At 46.3% G+C, this 14,901-nt stretch carries 13 protein-coding genes; 6 read left to right on the forward strand and 7 right to left on the reverse strand.

Features of this window, described 5'->3' with window-relative positions:
* Positions 1 to 16 precede the first annotated feature (16 nt).
* Both QUB33_RS04760 and QUB33_RS04765 read right to left on the reverse strand, forming a co-directional pair.
* Entirely contained in the window at positions 17 to 577 is a 561-nt protein-coding gene (locus QUB33_RS04760; RefSeq protein WP_333347953.1) for a Uma2 family endonuclease, read from the reverse strand.
* A gap of 193 nt (positions 578 to 770) precedes the next feature.
* The gene (locus tag QUB33_RS04765; protein WP_333347956.1) at positions 771 to 2,084 is read right to left on the reverse strand and encodes a valine--pyruvate transaminase; all 1,314 of its coding nucleotides are present in this window, start codon (positions 2,082 to 2,084) and stop codon (positions 771 to 773) included.
* Between the two features lie 265 nt (positions 2,085 to 2,349).
* Between QUB33_RS04765 and QUB33_RS04770 the strand changes: the two genes are divergently transcribed.
* From QUB33_RS04770 to QUB33_RS04785, 4 genes are all read left to right on the forward strand, one after another.
* Positions 2,350 to 2,592 carry a hypothetical protein gene (locus tag QUB33_RS04770; RefSeq protein WP_333347959.1) on the forward strand — a complete coding sequence of 81 codons (243 nt, stop codon included), beginning with the start codon at positions 2,350 to 2,352 and terminating at the stop codon, positions 2,590 to 2,592.
* An 85-nt stretch (positions 2,593 to 2,677) separates the two neighbouring features.
* Entirely contained in the window at positions 2,678 to 3,220 is a 543-nt protein-coding gene (locus QUB33_RS04775; RefSeq protein ID WP_333347962.1) for a peroxidase-related enzyme, read from the forward strand.
* A gap of 21 nt (positions 3,221 to 3,241) precedes the next feature.
* Positions 3,242 to 4,447 carry an adenylate/guanylate cyclase domain-containing protein gene (locus tag QUB33_RS04780; RefSeq protein ID WP_333347965.1) on the forward strand — a complete coding sequence of 402 codons (1,206 nt, stop codon included), beginning with the start codon at positions 3,242 to 3,244 and terminating at the stop codon, positions 4,445 to 4,447.
* 380 nt (positions 4,448 to 4,827) lie between these two features.
* Positions 4,828 to 5,667, forward strand: coding sequence for a Tab2/Atab2 family RNA-binding protein (locus QUB33_RS04785; protein WP_333347968.1), 840 nt, complete (start codon positions 4,828 to 4,830; stop codon positions 5,665 to 5,667).
* Between the two features lie 144 nt (positions 5,668 to 5,811).
* Here the strand turns inward: QUB33_RS04785 and QUB33_RS04790 are convergent, their stop codons facing one another.
* Entirely contained in the window at positions 5,812 to 6,018 is a 207-nt protein-coding gene (locus tag QUB33_RS04790; RefSeq protein WP_333347970.1) for a hypothetical protein, read from the reverse strand.
* 209 nt (positions 6,019 to 6,227) lie between these two features.
* On the opposite strand from QUB33_RS04790, the gene QUB33_RS04795 reads away from it, so the two are divergent.
* Positions 6,228 to 7,100 carry an S-methyl-5'-thioadenosine phosphorylase gene (locus QUB33_RS04795; protein WP_333347974.1) on the forward strand — a complete coding sequence of 291 codons (873 nt, stop codon included), beginning with the start codon at positions 6,228 to 6,230 and terminating at the stop codon, positions 7,098 to 7,100.
* A 140-nt stretch (positions 7,101 to 7,240) separates the two neighbouring features.
* Here QUB33_RS04795 and QUB33_RS04800 read toward each other — a convergent pair whose 3' ends face one another.
* On the reverse strand, positions 7,241 to 8,464 hold the full coding sequence (locus QUB33_RS04800; protein WP_333347977.1) for a tetratricopeptide repeat protein: 1,224 nt from the start codon (positions 8,462 to 8,464) through the stop codon (positions 7,241 to 7,243).
* 76 nt (positions 8,465 to 8,540) lie between these two features.
* Between QUB33_RS04800 and QUB33_RS04805 the strand changes: the two genes are divergently transcribed.
* Complete coding sequence (locus QUB33_RS04805; RefSeq protein ID WP_333347981.1) at positions 8,541 to 9,032, forward strand: WbuC family cupin fold metalloprotein; 492 nt, start codon at positions 8,541 to 8,543, stop codon at positions 9,030 to 9,032.
* A 74-nt stretch (positions 9,033 to 9,106) separates the two neighbouring features.
* Here the strand turns inward: QUB33_RS04805 and QUB33_RS04810 are convergent, their stop codons facing one another.
* From QUB33_RS04810 to QUB33_RS04820, 3 genes are all read right to left on the reverse strand, one after another.
* Positions 9,107 to 9,649: a hypothetical protein gene (locus QUB33_RS04810; protein ID WP_333347984.1), complete on the reverse strand. Its 543-nt coding sequence runs from the start codon at positions 9,647 to 9,649 to the stop codon at positions 9,107 to 9,109.
* 313 nt (positions 9,650 to 9,962) lie between these two features.
* Positions 9,963 to 11,771, reverse strand: a complete 1,809-nt coding sequence (locus QUB33_RS04815; RefSeq protein WP_333347987.1) for a PAS domain-containing sensor histidine kinase — start codon at positions 11,769 to 11,771, stop codon at positions 9,963 to 9,965.
* A gap of 27 nt (positions 11,772 to 11,798) precedes the next feature.
* Positions 11,799 to 14,888 carry an MASE1 domain-containing protein gene (locus QUB33_RS04820; RefSeq protein WP_333347991.1) on the reverse strand — a complete coding sequence of 1,030 codons (3,090 nt, stop codon included), beginning with the start codon at positions 14,886 to 14,888 and terminating at the stop codon, positions 11,799 to 11,801.
* Between the last annotated feature and the right edge of the window lie 13 nt (positions 14,889 to 14,901).

The raw sequence follows: 14,901 nt of genomic DNA on the forward strand, positions 1-14,901 counted from the left end.
AACCTATAATCCGAATCTATCCCAGTACGAAATCGATATTCACTTCCACATCAGGAAAGGCGAGCGACGCAACTTGTTGACCCCGCCAAAATTTTTGGATTAAACTGTAACCATTAGGAGTTGGCTGGCGGTAAACTTCTAAACATTGTGCCTCTATATCTACCAGCCAGACTTCTTGAATTAGCGATCGAGCGTAAATCAGAACTTTCACATCTCGATCGTAATCAACCGTGCTATCGGATACTTCTATCAACAGCAAAACTTCTGACGGTACTGGATGTGCTGTTGAATAGTAATCAGCCCGGGGTTGCAGCAATACTACATCAGGTTGGGGTTCGGTTCGCTCGCTCAACTGGATGGGGTTTTGCACATCCAGAAAAGCCCGGTTTCTGGGAATTTCGCTGAACAGTCCGATGAATCGTCTCACACAGGAAGCATGACGAGTTCCAATGGCTGCCATTTGGATAAGTTCTCCTTCTATCAGTTCAACCCGATCGCCCTCGGAAAGAATACCCGCTTTGCTCATTAAATGATATTCTTCTACGGTCAACAACCTTTTGACTAATTGCACTGCCATAACTCACCGCGCTGCTAATTGTTATTTCAATGGTAGTCGATCGACCAAGGAAGAAGTCATGTTCAGCGGTCATGGGTAATTGGTAATTGGTAACTTTTACTGCCCTTCGACTTACTCCGGCTACGCTCAGCACGAGTCGCTCAGGAACCGCGTACCCGAAGTATGGGGAATGTTAACAGTCAACTGTCAACTGTCAACTGTCAACTGACTGATAAAGCTTTTCCACCATTTGAGCCAAGCGTTTCATCGCAGTTTCAATCTCATCATTTGTTGCTGTCAAACTGATGCGTAAACACTCATGTTTGTGCTGCCAATCTTCCCGCAAACCAGGGAAGAAAGAACTTCCCGGCACGACAATTACGCCGACTTTTTTCAACTCTTGATACAGTTCCCAATCAGTCATTGGCAAATCTTTGAGCCACAACCACGCGAAAATTGCTCCTTCGCCCCGGTGCAAGAACCACGGCAAATCCTTCGGCATTGCTTGTTCTAGAGTGCTTTCTACGATCGCAAATTTACTTTGATAGTACGGCCGAATTACGTTGATGGAGATGTCGGCAAGAGCGCCGGACGTAATGGCACGAGTTGCGATCGCCTGTCCGTATCTCGGCGAATGAATGCACATATTGGTCTGAAAACATTCTAATATTTGAATGATTTTTTCATCGCCGATCGCAATTCCGATTCTTTCTCCCGGCAATCCGGCTTTCGACAAACTCATACAGTGCACGATATTGCCGCCAAAAATCGGCGTCATTTCGGTAAAATTCAAGGACGGGAACGGAGGACCGTAGGCGGAATCAACTAACACCGGCACGTCGAAAGCGGCCGCTAAATCGGCAATTTTCTTAACTTCGTCGTCGGTGAGAACGTTGCCGGTGGGGTTGCAGGGACGGGAAAAAATGACGCAACCGGTGGTTTGGTCGATCGACAGTTGGCTGAAATCCGGGCGGTATTTGAACCTGTGAGCAGTCGCATCAATATCGAGGGTGGGTTTGCAGGCGACTACCGCTTCGGGAATCAAGCTAACGCCGCCGTAACCGGTGTAGTCTGGGCTCAGCGGTAAAACAATATTTTTAAGGCTACCCCCCCTAGCCCCCCCTTGGTAAGGGGGGGATGGGGGGGGTGCGGTGTAGCCGCCGAAAGCGTTGGCTGCGTAGAAATAGATCGATTGACTTCCGGGAGTAATTAGGATATTGCGATCGGTCAAATTCAATCCGTAACGCTGGTTGAAATCCGCCAAAACCGCATTGATCAACGGCTGATAACCTTGACTGGAACCGTAGCGACAAACCACCTCGCCGTATTCCGGGCTCGCCAAGAGTTCCGCAGTGCAGTCGCGCCACAACTGCTCGACTTCCGGCAAAATCACCGGATTTCCGGCGCTCAAATTGATAAACTCCTGCCCGCTGCCGGCTCTGAGAGTTTCAATAATATCTTTCATAATTGCCCGAACTCCCGTGAGGTGGGACATCTGAGCGCCAAATTGAGTCAGGGCAGGGTTCATAGCAAATGCAGCGACAATGATAGAAGTTTACAGTTTACCCATAATAACTCCAGTCGCAGGCGTTAGCCTAGCTTATCTGGGGCAGGGGTTGTCGATCGAGTGTCTGATTAATTCAATAAACTCGATCGCACAGCATTTTGTTTTTTCCCCTGTGCGCCCGACGGAGTATAAGATTGTGGCCATTTGTGGAGTTCGATTGATCGATCGAACAGTGTTTTTTGCCTAAAAATTAGCGAACGGAACAGCAATCTCTAATTCAAGAGTTGTGGTAAGATTTCACGCCGTCGCCCCAGATGAATTGCCCATACTTGACAACAACCATTGGGAGAATCTAAAATTAGCCGTACAACCCGATCGCAACAGAATTGTATGGGCTCCTGTTACTGCTATAATTACAGGTTTAATCCAGCCTCAAGAATCAGATTTGTTGCTAACTCATCTTCATGATTCGGGGTTTGCTGACAGCGGTGCATTCCATCATCACTCAATCCGACTAAAGCCAAGATAGCTCGTAAGATCGCCCTTTGAGTGGTGTTACATAACAAATACGTAAATCCAAACCAAAATTAACTGCCGTAAATTTCAACACAACAATGACACACTTTCCACTTATAGAATACGAGCAACTTACCGATCCTAAAGCCAAAGCAGTGTACGAAGAAATCTTGACAGACTTGGGTTTTGGCATCGTCCCCAACCTGTTCAAGTCAATGGCAATCAACCCTGACATATTAGAAGCAAATTGGAAAAAATTCCGGGGAACCATTCTGCAAGGAGACTTACCCCGCACGCTTAAAGAAATGGTCGGCGTCGCTATTTCCCAATCAAATAATAGCGAGTACGCTCTCCAAGTTCACCTGCACGGATTGTCAGCCTTGGGGATGAGCGAAGAAATCCTGCGAACCCTAGTTTCTGACTTTGCCAACTGCCCTTTGCCAAAACGTGATAAAGCCGTAATTACCTTTGGCTTGCTCGCTGCTACAAAACCCCTGGAGATGACAGAAACTGATTACCAAAACCTGCGGGATTTAGGGCTAGATGATTCAGAAATCTTTGAGATTATTGCGACAGCAGACTTGTTTAGCTTTGTCAACCGATATACTGATTCAATAGCCCTCGAAATAGATGCTTTGTAATCTATATTTTATACCCATATTATGGGCGATCGGCTAGAAGATCAAGATCGAGAAGAACTTCTGTTAACAGCCCGCCGTTTGTTAGCAGAAGCTCAAGCGCTTTCCATCCGCATTTCCGCTGTCAACGAAGTTGCCACTGCCATTAACCGCACCCTCGATCTCAACCAGATTTTGCGGGTACTAGGCAAGCAAGCCAAATGGTTGCTAGACTTTGAACACTGTAGCGTTTGCCTGCACAGCACTAACACTTGCATGACCTTATTTGGCCGGCATATCCCTGTAGATATTGGAGCCCTCCCAGAGGGTGGGCCTATTCACAAGGCTTTCACCACACGTCAACCTCAATTAATTCAAGAAGCGGGTGCTACTGCTATTTTATCCCCCTACGCTTCGCAAATTATCATTCCTTTGGAAAGTGAAGGTAAGGTTTTAGGCACAATTAATTTTGCCACAACCAAGCCACGAGCTTACACTCAAGAAGATTTACGAATTGGCTATCTTTTGGCTTTGCAACTATCCTCAGCTATCCGCAATGCTGAACGTTTTAAAGAGATAAATAGCCTGTATTCCGAACTCGATGCCGAAAAGCACAAATCCGATCGGCTACTGTTGAACGTGCTGCCGGTGGAAATTGCCGAGGAACTCAAAAATAACGGCAAAGTGGAACCACTTTATTATGATAACGTATCGGTTTTATTTACTGACTTTAAAGGCTTTACTGAGTTATCTGAAAAAATGACGCCGCGAGAGTTGGTTGATGAACTAGATTATTGTTTTTCTTATTTCGATCGCGTGATGGATAAATACTCTATGGAAAAACTGAAGACTATTGGCGACAGCTATATGTGTGCGGCGGGAATTCCTACGCCTCGCGCAACACACGCCTTTGACGCTGTACTTGCTGCCCTAGAAATTCGACAGTTCATGGATTTGCGAAAATTGCAGAAAGCTCAACAAAATATTCCTTATTGGGATATCCGCATTGGCATTCATTCAGGCCCAATACTTGCTGGGGTAATTGGCAATAAAAAGTTTTCCTATGATGTCTGGGGAGATACAGTTAATACTGCATCTCGGATGGAATCTTCCGGCGTACCTGGAAATATCAATATTTCTCACGAAACGTTTGAATTAGTTAAAGAGTTTTTTGAATGCGAATACCGAGGAAAAATTTATGCTAAAAATAAAGGCGAGTTGGATATGTATTTGGTTCACCATCTTAAATAAATTTGGGGATGGCTAATTGCTCAAGGAGGATGGCTAAGCGAGCCGTTATTCTATTTTAGATTTTAGATTTTAGAATGGGGACTGACTGATTATTAGCACGGTTTGGATCACTGGCCTACAGTTGCCGTTTTTTTGACTGGTGTTAGATATAGGAATCCTTGCAGGAGTCGTAAATTTTTTACCCCACCCCAACCCTCCCCTTGGTAAGGGGAGGGAGTAAGAAATTCACAAATGATTTAGGATTGCTATATTGAAATCCAACTCAACTATGAACTGAGAATATATAGCTCGAAGTTTTTTTTCAGAGTTCGGTATTGTATCGGATTGTCACCCGGCTATATTAAAATTATCGAGTTGTAGATTTTATTTGTTAATTATTTATGCGTATTTGGCAAGCAGATTTTTACCGCCGCCCTCTCCAAGACGAAACTGGCAAACCACTTTGGGAACTCTTAATTTGCGACTCTGAAGGCCGTTTTCAATTTAGCGCTGTTTGCCGCCAGGGGGCCGCAAATTCTAATTGGGTAGCCTCGCAGTTGCAGCAGCAAGCTCAAACCCAAAATTTGCCAGACTTGATTCAAGTATTTAGACCTCAGTCTCTGGGCTTAATCGAAGCTGCGGGCAAAGTTTTGGGTGTCAAGGTAGAAGCAACTCGGCGCACTGCGGCTCTGAAATTGCTGCTGCAACAACGCGCAAAAGAATATTCGAGTATGCCTAACTATACAGGTGAAGCTTACAGTGCGATCGCCCTCGACTCGCCGCCGCCCGTACCCTTACCCGAAAACCTCTGGGGCGATGGCTGGCGTTTTGCTTCCCTACCCGCCGGCGACATTGAAGAGGCTTTCCAAGGGCGTCCCCTGCCAATTTTGGAAATGCCAGAATTTCTGTTACCGCTGAATTTGGGCTTGGCCTCAACAGTACCCGTACCGGGAGTGGTTATTGACGGTGGACGCCAGTCTATGCGCTTGGCTAGATGGCTTCAGGACGCCAAACCTTTCGCTTTGAATTATATTGCTGGAGAACCAGACGGATTGATATTGGAAGCTGGGTTAGTAGATAGGTGGGTTGTGGCTACTTTTGAAGATAGCGAGGTGAAAGCTGCGGCCCAAATTTACCAACAGCGCAAGCAATTAAGTCAAGGATTGCATTTTTTATTAGTGCAGCCCGATGATAGTGGCATGACTTATACAGGCTTTTGGCTGTTGAACTTTGAGGGATAAGAGGGAAATAATATTATTTGTGATGTTGATCCATCGCGCGCCGAAAAATAGTAAAACATCGCCCGAACTGAGTTCCCGGAGATACAGACTTAAACACAACTTTTAAAATAGCTTCTTGAGCTAGCAAGAGATAGTGTAGCAAAGTTATTCCACAACTAAAATCAATCCGTTTCGGATGCCCTGACACACTCGGTTGATGTGAGAGTGGTCTTTTTCGTTAAGACCTTTCTCGGCTAGCATTGCTGACTTCAGCAGCCGTCTGTCAAGGGGAGTAATTTGCCGAAAAGCAAAGATGCGCTGGACGATCGCCTCGATCGAGATTTTGGGGACGTTAGCAGAGCTGACTGTCATGGTCTTAACACGCTAAAAGTAGATAACAGAACTATGTACTTTTATTTTTAAAGATTTTGTGAAGTTATACTGTGATTAATATCACATACTTTTAGTGACAATATGGTGTATACAGGGTGACTTTTGTCACGAAATCTTCAATTATTTTTACCCCAACTTAACGATGGCCCGATAGAATCACTCTTGTAAAACTCAGGCAGAAAGTAAAAATGGCACAAGCAAAGATCGGAATAATCGGCGGCAGCGGTTTGTATAAAATGGAGGCCCTCAAAGATATTGAAGAGGTGAAAATTGATACACCTTTTGGAGCGCCATCGGATGCCGCAATTGTGGGAACATTGGACGGTACGCCGGTAGCATTTCTGGCTAGACACGGCCGCAACCACACTTTTTTGCCCTCAGAAGTGCCTTACCGGGCAAATATTTATGCAATGAAGAGTTTGGGAGTTGAGTATTTAATCTCAGCGTCGGCGGTTGGTTCCCTGAAAGCAGAGGCGAAACCTTTAGATATGGTAGTGCCGGATCAGTTTATCGATCGTACAAAAAATCGAGTTTCTACCTTTTTTGGAGAAGGAATTGTTGCTCACATCACATTCGGCGATCCGGTTTGCGGCGAATTGGCAAAAGTATTGGCAAGTGCGATCGAATCCTTGAACCTCACCGACGTTACCCTGCACCGGGGCGGCACTTACGTCTGCATGGAAGGCCCCGCATTTTCCACAAAAGCAGAATCCCACCTTTACCGCAGTTGGGGGGCGACAGTCATCGGAATGACAAATTTGCCGGAAGCAAAATTAGCCAGAGAAGCAGAAATTGCCTACGCAACTTTAGCATTAGTCACCGATTATGACTGCTGGCATGAGGATCACGACAGCGTAACAGTAGAAATGGTAATAGCAAATTTGCACCGCAATGCAGAGAATGCTCAAAAAGTCATTCAAGAAACAGTCCGTAGACTAACAGAAAATCCCCCAGTATCTGATGCACATTCAGCTTTAAAATATGCAATTCTGACTCGGCTGGACCAAGTGCCGGCCGCAACAAAGGAGAAAATGGGCTTGCTATTGCAGAAATATTTGTAAAACGAACCGCGAAGACGCAAAGAGCGCGAAGGAAAAACGGCATCCCTTCTTTCTCTTCCTTCGCGTCCTTAGCGTCTTCGCGGTTCATTTAATCTTACGACCTATTCGTTATCCTATAGTTGACGATTATTTCTGAAGGATTAATTAATCAACTGCTTGAATGCGTCGTGTTCCCGAATCTTCTCCAAATCAGCTTCACTTTTTGCCAACTCTTTACACACATTCGGATTGAGATTGAGGGCGCGCTTTAAATTTTCAATGGCTAATTCAATTTTACCTTGTAGGGCATAACATCGGGCTTTGTTGTACCAAATTCTGTAAAAATCAGGCCGAATTTTAGCAGCATTGTCGTAGGAAGCGATCGCCGCTTCGTATTTTTGCAATTTTGAGAGTGCAACGCCTCGATTGTTCCAAGCGTCAGTATAATCATTTTTAATTTGTAGGGCTTGATTGTAAGAAATTACTGCTTGTTCGTACTCCTGCATTTTGGAAAAAGCAACGCCTCGGTTGTTCCAAGCATCGGCATAATCGGGTTTGGCTTGAATTGCTTGTTCGTAACAGCCGATCGCCTCCTGGTACTTCTGCAACTCCAACAATACCACGCCTCGATTGTTCCAAGCGTCGGGATAATTCGGACGAATTGTAGTAGCTTGTTCGTAAGAAGCGATCGCCTCTGGATACCGCTGCATTCTTGTGAGCACTACTCCTCGGTTATTCCAAGTATCGGCTAAATCCGGCTGAATTTGCAGGGCCTGATCGTAAGCTGCGATCGCATCTTGATAACGGTTTTCAAAGAAACAAGCATCTCCCTGTTTAGCATAGTCGCCCGCCGTCAATAACTTTTGGTAATTGCCATAGTTAACCGGAGCAAATTCTTGAATTTGGGCATCGGGGAATAACAAGTCTGTTTCTGCCTCTGCCGGGTGACTTTGCTGTTGAATTTCGCCTAAGATAGTTTCAGCGTCCGAAATTAATAGTTTTAATTGAGAGATTGTATCGTAATGGAGACTTTCTATTTCTTGGCGGGCAATTGTTGTCTGCTTGGACAATTTGCTCAACAGAAACCAAACCCCGACTCCGGCTGCTGTCGGAAACAAAGTTAGGGCAATTATCAGCCCGTTCAGCAGTACCGCCGTGCGCCCGAAAGCAATGTCAACTTCTTCTTGAACTCGATCGCGAATTTCTTCTTTAACTTGCTGCTGTGGCAATTCCTGCTGAATTAACAGTGCCGGCCTCGGTTCAGAGGCAGAAACGCTACTGGCGCAGACTAGAATAGTCGAAAGGGCGATCGGGCTAATACTTTTTCTAAATATACTTGACAAACGCATTGCCTTAGTGATACGCACCTGAGTTGCGATTTCCATGTGTCAAGAGATGCTGATAACGATGATCCCAGACTAGCCCATTTGTTCAAAAACTATTAAATACAGGATATCTGTTGTGCAGTCCCCTCCGATCAAATTGCTGACGCAAGAATTGCTAGACGAAGTTGCCGCTTCCTCCCGGCGCAGTCCCCGCCAGCGACAAAACTACAATTTCCATGATTTGTCTGAAAAAGTGCAGCGGTTTGTCAACGTGCTGCAACCGGGCACTTACGTCCGCCCTCACCAACACCTGCGCCCGCCTGCAGTTAACGGTTTTGAGTTTTTTGCGGTGATTCAAGGGGAAGTCGGTATTCTTATTTTGAACGAAAACGGTCAAATCCTGCGCTCCTTGCGAGTCAGCGCGGCCGGCCCGACTCGCGCTGTCGAACTGCCAGAGGGAACTATTCACACGTTAGTAGCTTTGACACAGGATACTGTGATTTTGGAGTTTAAGGAAGGGCCTTACGACGTGGGGGCTGATAAAGACTTTTTGGCAAGTTTTCCTGCTGAGGGAACTGAGGCGGCGCGAGAATTAGTCCTGATTTGGGAAGCGGAATTTAACACTTGACTAATGATTGTTGACTGTTAAATGTTGACTGTTAAATGTTAAAAATCTAAAATCTAAAATCGATGGGCTGATTACTAATTACTGATGAATCTAATTGTCGTCATCCGATTGTATAAATCCGGGGCGGTGCGAATGATTTTTCTCAGGAGATCATCAGTCACCCAAAAGACGAGGGGAAACGAAAATGCTTTGCTGAATTCGCTGCATAGTAGGTTGGTAGAAACGAGCAATCTATCGATCGCCTCCACTGATTCCAAACCGAGGAGCATTAAAGCTGGAGGCTGTTCGCCGTCTATTTCTGTAGCGATTGTCCTGTAGAGAGTTGTCGCCGATTCGGGCAAAAACAGTTGTCGCGGTTTCACGGGACAATTTACTTGCAGTCGATCGAGTATTTGCTGCCGCAAAGCCAGCGAGTTGCAGTTGACTAAAACGAAAGAAAAGTAACCTTGGGAAAGACGCAGCGTCCGAATTAAAGTTGATAACGACCGCTCGTTATATTTAGCGGAGTCGTACTTAGCTGAGTCGTACTTAGCTGAGTCGTACTTAGCTGAGTCGTACTTAGCTGCATCGTCTTTAGCTGTATTTTCTGAGCTTTGCTCGACAAACATAAATTGCATATTTTTTATCTAGTTTTAGAGATTTTCTAGATTAAATGATGTTTCTAAAGAAAATGTGAAGATCGGAAATTTATTTTTCCTTTAAAAACTTTTGGGAAGTATACCATGGTTTTAAATTAATATCAATAGTCCGATCGAAATAGTCCGATCGACTGATTTGGCTTGAACCACTCAAAAAGCACCTGCAACGGCACAACAAAAGTATAGCCGCAGGCAGAAGGAAGAGCATATTTCGCAAGGGTTTCAGCAATTAATAACGTTCTAAATATCTGGCACGATTGCTAGATAAAATGTAATTAAAAATACAAAAAAATCACCGGGAATTCTCAGCCAGCGGCAAAGTAAACCAAAAACTTGCCCCAGCACCGGGAGTGCTAATTACCCCAATTTGGCCGCCGTGAGCACCAATAATTTGCCGACAAAGATATAGGCCCAAACCCAAACCGACGGAGTGTCGGGATTGATCACCCCTAACGTAAAGGTCAAAAAGATGTTCGCACTGTTCCGGCAATATTCCCACCCCGTCATCTTCCACGGTACAGTAAATCATCCTACTTCCGGGATTGGGGATTGGGGATTGGGGATTGGTAATGGGGGATTGTGGATTGGTAATCGGTAATTTGTCGATGTCTTGTTTTGCTGTTATTTGATTTATAGTTAATTTTCCCGCCTTGATTACTTGAGCCGAAACGGTTAAATTTAGTCCCGGCAGATTGTGTTTCAAAGCATTAGCAATTAAATTAGAGATCACGCGCCACAACTGAGTTTTGTCAGCATTGACGGCTGGCAAATCATCCGGCACCAAATTTTTAAAAGTAGCTTTACCCTCATTCATTAAAGGCTCCAAATCGGTCGCAGCAGCTTCAACTACCGCCCTCAAATCAACGGCATCGCAGTGCAAAACCAAACCACGCAATTCCCCGGCGTGAACTTCCAACAGCGAATTTATCAACCGCAATTGCTGCTCGCTACCTTGAATCATCCGCTCCAAAACCGAACGGGGAATTGTGATCGAATCCCCAGTTTTCGTCTGCCAATTTTTCAGCACCATTAACATTCCCGCTACCGGGTTTCGCAAGTCGTGAGAAAGAGCGTGGATAAACAGCCGCAGCGATTCTTGTGCCTGTTTGCGCTGCGTGATATCCTCAATTAAACCCTCATAATAAAGCACGGCGCCGCTGCTGTCCCGTACCGCCCGCGCCTTCTCAGAAATCCAGACAATACTGCCGTCTGAGCGGTAAATTTTAGATTCAAAATCCGATACTGTGCCGCTTTCCTCGATCGATCGCAAAAACTCATTTCTGCGAGCCGGATCGACGTACAACTGCCGCTCAATATCAGTAAACTTGACCGTCACTTCTTCCGGGGAATCGCAGCCGTAAATCCGCGCCAAAGCTGGATTTGCAGTAATATAACGGCCATCGGGAGTGCTTTGAAAAATGCCCTCGCCCGCATTCTCAAAAATGCTGCGGTACTTCGCCTCCGCCTCTTCCAACTGCTGGTAAGCAGATTCCAACTCGCGCCTGGTACTAAACTCTTTCCGTTGCAGACATTCGTACCAATAAACCGACAAATCGCAAATCAAACAAATCCAAAACAAATATAAGTACAACCCGGTCAACTTAAAAGGAGTATACTTAGCCAAACTTAGATTTAAAACCAAATTTATCCCGACGTGGCAACACAAAACGCCGAGTTGAGAAATCAGGTGGAGGCGCCAGCGGACGGGCATCAGCGTAGCTTGGATCAGAAACGCTAAAATCCAGGTAAAAATTGGTAATTCCCCGGCTTGTGCGACAGCTAGCCCAAGCTGTACAACCACCGTCAGCGACCACGAAAAACCCAAAAATAGCAAACCGGGATAGCGCTGTCCGAAGGAGGTTTTTTGCAACACAAAACAGGTCAACAAACCCAATTCTACAGCAGCACTCGTGTACAAATAAACACTTTTAAACTCCTGGCGAGCGAAGAATCTTTCGCCCAGAAAATAGATCGTTATTGTGAAGGCAAAAAAGATTGCAATTCCGACAGCAGGGCGCAGCCGATCTCGCAGGAAGCGATCGCGCCACACCTCGTAAACCGTTAATGCCTGAACTGATTTTGCTTTGCCCAAATAGTTCATACCATTTTAGATTTTAAATTTTAGATTTTAGATTGACAAAGATCGATCGTCCGAGTTGACAGCAGGTAGCGAAAACCAGAAAGTCGAACCACCGCCGGGAGTGCTTTCGACGCCAATGAAGCCGCCGTGAGCTTTGATAATTTGCTTGGACAGGTACAATCCCAAACCCAGCCCTGTTAATTGTCGGCTATTAGGGTCTTGAACGTAAAGTTCAAATAGAGATTCCCGCTGTTTAGCGCTGATTCCCACTCCATTATCTGTTACAGTACAGCGAACCATTTTTACGGTAACTCCGGGCAATTTGCTGCCGATATTGCCAATTTGACCCTGATAGCGGGGCATTTTGCAACTGCCGTCGAGGTTGAATTTGGCCAGGGTTTCCTGATTTTTCTGGGTGGTCTCGCCCCTCCTAGGACGATCGCCCGCAGCAGATATCCCGTTAGCGATACAGCGGGCGATCGGATTATTGGGCGATATTAAAGCCTGTGAATTTTCTTCATAACTTAGCGCTGTTTCAACTTCAATTACCTCGGCTTTAAAAGTTATATTGACTCCCGGAGGATTGTGTTTAATAGCATTAGTCAACAGATTTTCTAGCACGCGCTGCAAGTGTTGGCGATCGGCATTGACTTGTGGCAAATCCGCCGGAATATCAAACGTCAAAGTTGCTTGATTTTTGGCCAGCATCGGTTCTAAATCGGCAATAATGGCTGAAGCCAAAGACGGCAAATGCAGCGGTAAAGTATTGATAACAATACCTTTGACCTCGCTAGCGTGAGCGTCGAGCAGGGAATTAACCATAGTCAACTGGTGTTCGCTGGCTTGAACGATCCGCTCCAAAATCGATCGAGAAACCGGAACATCTTGTAGAGAATCAGAGGCCGATTTGTGGAGCAAATTTTTCAGCAGTATTAACATTCCCATAACTGGAGTGCGGAGATTGTGAGAAACTGCGTGCAAAAATAGGTCTTTGAGGCGGTTGCTTTCTTGCAGTTCGTGCATTTTTTGCTGTAGTTGGCGGGTGCGTTCCTCCACTTGAGATTCCAAGTTGGCATTGAGAGCTTTTACTTGCTGCAAAAGTTGGGCTTGCTGGAGAGCGATCGCCACTTGGGTAGCGAGTTTTTCCAACAAATCAATTTCAAATTCCTGCCACTGGCGGGGCCCCGAGCACTGGTTGACGGCCAAGATCCCGAACAATTCATCCCCCAGGACGATCGGCACATTTAACGTCGCGCGAATTTGATAGTCGCTGTAAAATTGGGCAATTGGAACGCTCAGTTGAACGCTAGCAGTATCGGAGATAGCTCGGACGCGGTTGTTAGCATAAAAAGTTTTCTGGTTTTCGAGGTGATTCTCGTCAGCGAGTACCCACCCCAAAAGAGAACGGCATTGGCCTCCCACAGACTCGGCCACAACCTTACCGTACACCGGGCTAGGAAGATTTATCCCGTCCGCGTCCACAATACCGATGAAAGCGCGGTCTGCCTTGAAAAATTGCCGGACTTCGGCAACAGTAGTGTTGAGAATTTCTTCGAGGTCGAGGGAGTTGCGAATTCGCAGGGCGATTTCTGAGAGCAAGCGATCGCGATCGGAGGACGCGCGCAAAGCGGTTTCCGCGCGGTGGCGTTCGGTAACGTCTTGGACTGTGGCGGCGATCGCCCCTGACTCAATTGCCGATTGTTCGCAGACAGTGCGTTCGGAGCCATCTGCCAGCACAATTCGGTAGTTAATGCAATAGGCTTTGCGCTCCAACATAGCTTGGCGCTGCGATCGCGCCACCAATTCTCGGTCTTCTGGATGTACCGCCTGCAAAAAAACTTCTGGTGTCGGTTTGACAGTTCCAGGAGCAAAACCCAAGAGGCGGTAAAGTTCGTTTGACCACCGCAATTCGATATTGGATATATGATGTTCTGCGGATTCTTCGCAGTTGTCAGTTGCTGTGAGGGCGGCGCAATTTAAATCCCAATTTCCCAAGTGAGCGATGCGCTGAGCGTTGGCTAAACTAGCTTCGCGATCGCGCAGCATGGCAGCCGTGCGGCGCACCTCCACCAGCGCTTGCTGGCGTTCTGCTACGGCGGCGGCCAACATTAGAGCCACAAGGGCGATCGTACCGGTAAAAGCTTGTAAAAATAAAACCGCCTGTTTGAGATTATCGCTTTTGGCCAAAAACGGGCCGCCTCCCTGTACTGCTCCCCAAATCGCGATCCAAGAGACGATCGAATAAGCAAAAATCGCTCCCGGCGGTTGAAACCGCAGGGCTGCCCAAACTATCAGAGGAAAAGGCAGATATTCCAGCGGATACTGAGCGATCGCCGCCTGTGTTTTTGAGCAAAAAAACAGCCAGCTAACGCTCAGCAATATAGTCAGCCAGAGCGCTATTTCTGAATAGTTAATAATTAAAAATATAAGATTGTAACGGTTTTCAGTTGCAGGCAATGTGTGTCTGCGATTAGTAGTTGGTAGTTGGTAATTAGTAATAGAGAATTGATTATTCTGTCTTTTAAAAACTGCGATAAAAGTTGAAATAATGGGGATTTTTAATGTAAATTTAAAACTATTAACGGCGTGGTTCAAAGTCAGCAGCACTGGCGTCACGAGCAAAATTCCCATGCCGTCTCCGAGCCACGTAGTCCACCAATTGCGAGAGAAATTGCTCCACTGAGCCAAACCAAAAATGCACGTTCCCAAGTTGCCGAGGATAGAGCCGACCAAAGTAGACCCGATGACAGCGCCCGCTACTAAAGCCAGAACATCTCGCAATCGATCGAGTTTGGTAGAAAATCCGCTCTCCCTCAGCAAAGCCTCTCCAGCCAGCGCTTGCAGGGTAACGCTAAAGGCCGATGTGACAATGACAGCCGACGGTATACCGCCGGTAGAGTTCAACAGCACCGAACCGAGGACAATTCCCGGCCACATCCGTCGTCCTTGCAGTAGCAGTGCCGCTAGAGCAATACCGGCGGGCGGCCACACGGGGGAGGGTTCGGCTTTCACAAGTCCCAGCATCGACACTGCGAGTTTTCCGGTAACAAAGTAGGCCAGGGCCAGGATGCCGGTGTACAGAAGCATTCGAGTGCGGGGGTTGAGCAGTTTCATGTTTAGTGCGATCGAATCCTCCATTCCTAGTTTTTAA

The organism is Microcoleus sp. B3-A4, assembly GCF_036705385.1.
Lineage (GTDB): Bacteria > Cyanobacteriota > Cyanobacteriia > Cyanobacteriales > Microcoleaceae > Microcoleus.

What these genes read in the sequence shown, in the direction of transcription:
- QUB33_RS04815 (WP_333347987.1), bottom strand. Translation starts at nt 11,771, where the DNA reads ATGAACTATTTGGGCAAAGCAAAATCAGTTCAGGCATTAACGGTTTAC.
- QUB33_RS04760 (WP_333347953.1), bottom strand. Translation starts at nt 577, where the DNA reads ATGGCAGTGCAATTAGTCAAAAGGTTGTTGACCGTAGAAGAATATCAT.
- QUB33_RS04800 (WP_333347977.1), bottom strand. Translation starts at nt 8,464, where the DNA reads ATGGAAATCGCAACTCAGGTGCGTATCACTAAGGCAATGCGTTTGTCA.
- QUB33_RS04775 (WP_333347962.1), top strand. Translation starts at nt 2,678, where the DNA reads ATGACACACTTTCCACTTATAGAATACGAGCAACTTACCGATCCTAAA.
- QUB33_RS04780 (WP_333347965.1), top strand. Translation starts at nt 3,242, where the DNA reads ATGGGCGATCGGCTAGAAGATCAAGATCGAGAAGAACTTCTGTTAACA.
- QUB33_RS04810 (WP_333347984.1), bottom strand. Translation starts at nt 9,649, where the DNA reads ATGCAATTTATGTTTGTCGAGCAAAGCTCAGAAAATACAGCTAAAGAC.
- QUB33_RS04785 (WP_333347968.1), top strand. Translation starts at nt 4,828, where the DNA reads ATGCGTATTTGGCAAGCAGATTTTTACCGCCGCCCTCTCCAAGACGAA.
- QUB33_RS04765 (WP_333347956.1), bottom strand. Translation starts at nt 2,084, where the DNA reads ATGAACCCTGCCCTGACTCAATTTGGCGCTCAGATGTCCCACCTCACG.
- QUB33_RS04820 (WP_333347991.1), bottom strand. Translation starts at nt 14,888, where the DNA reads ATGGAGGATTCGATCGCACTAAACATGAAACTGCTCAACCCCCGCACT.
- QUB33_RS04790 (WP_333347970.1), bottom strand. Translation starts at nt 6,018, where the DNA reads ATGACAGTCAGCTCTGCTAACGTCCCCAAAATCTCGATCGAGGCGATC.
- QUB33_RS04795 (WP_333347974.1), top strand. Translation starts at nt 6,228, where the DNA reads ATGGCACAAGCAAAGATCGGAATAATCGGCGGCAGCGGTTTGTATAAA.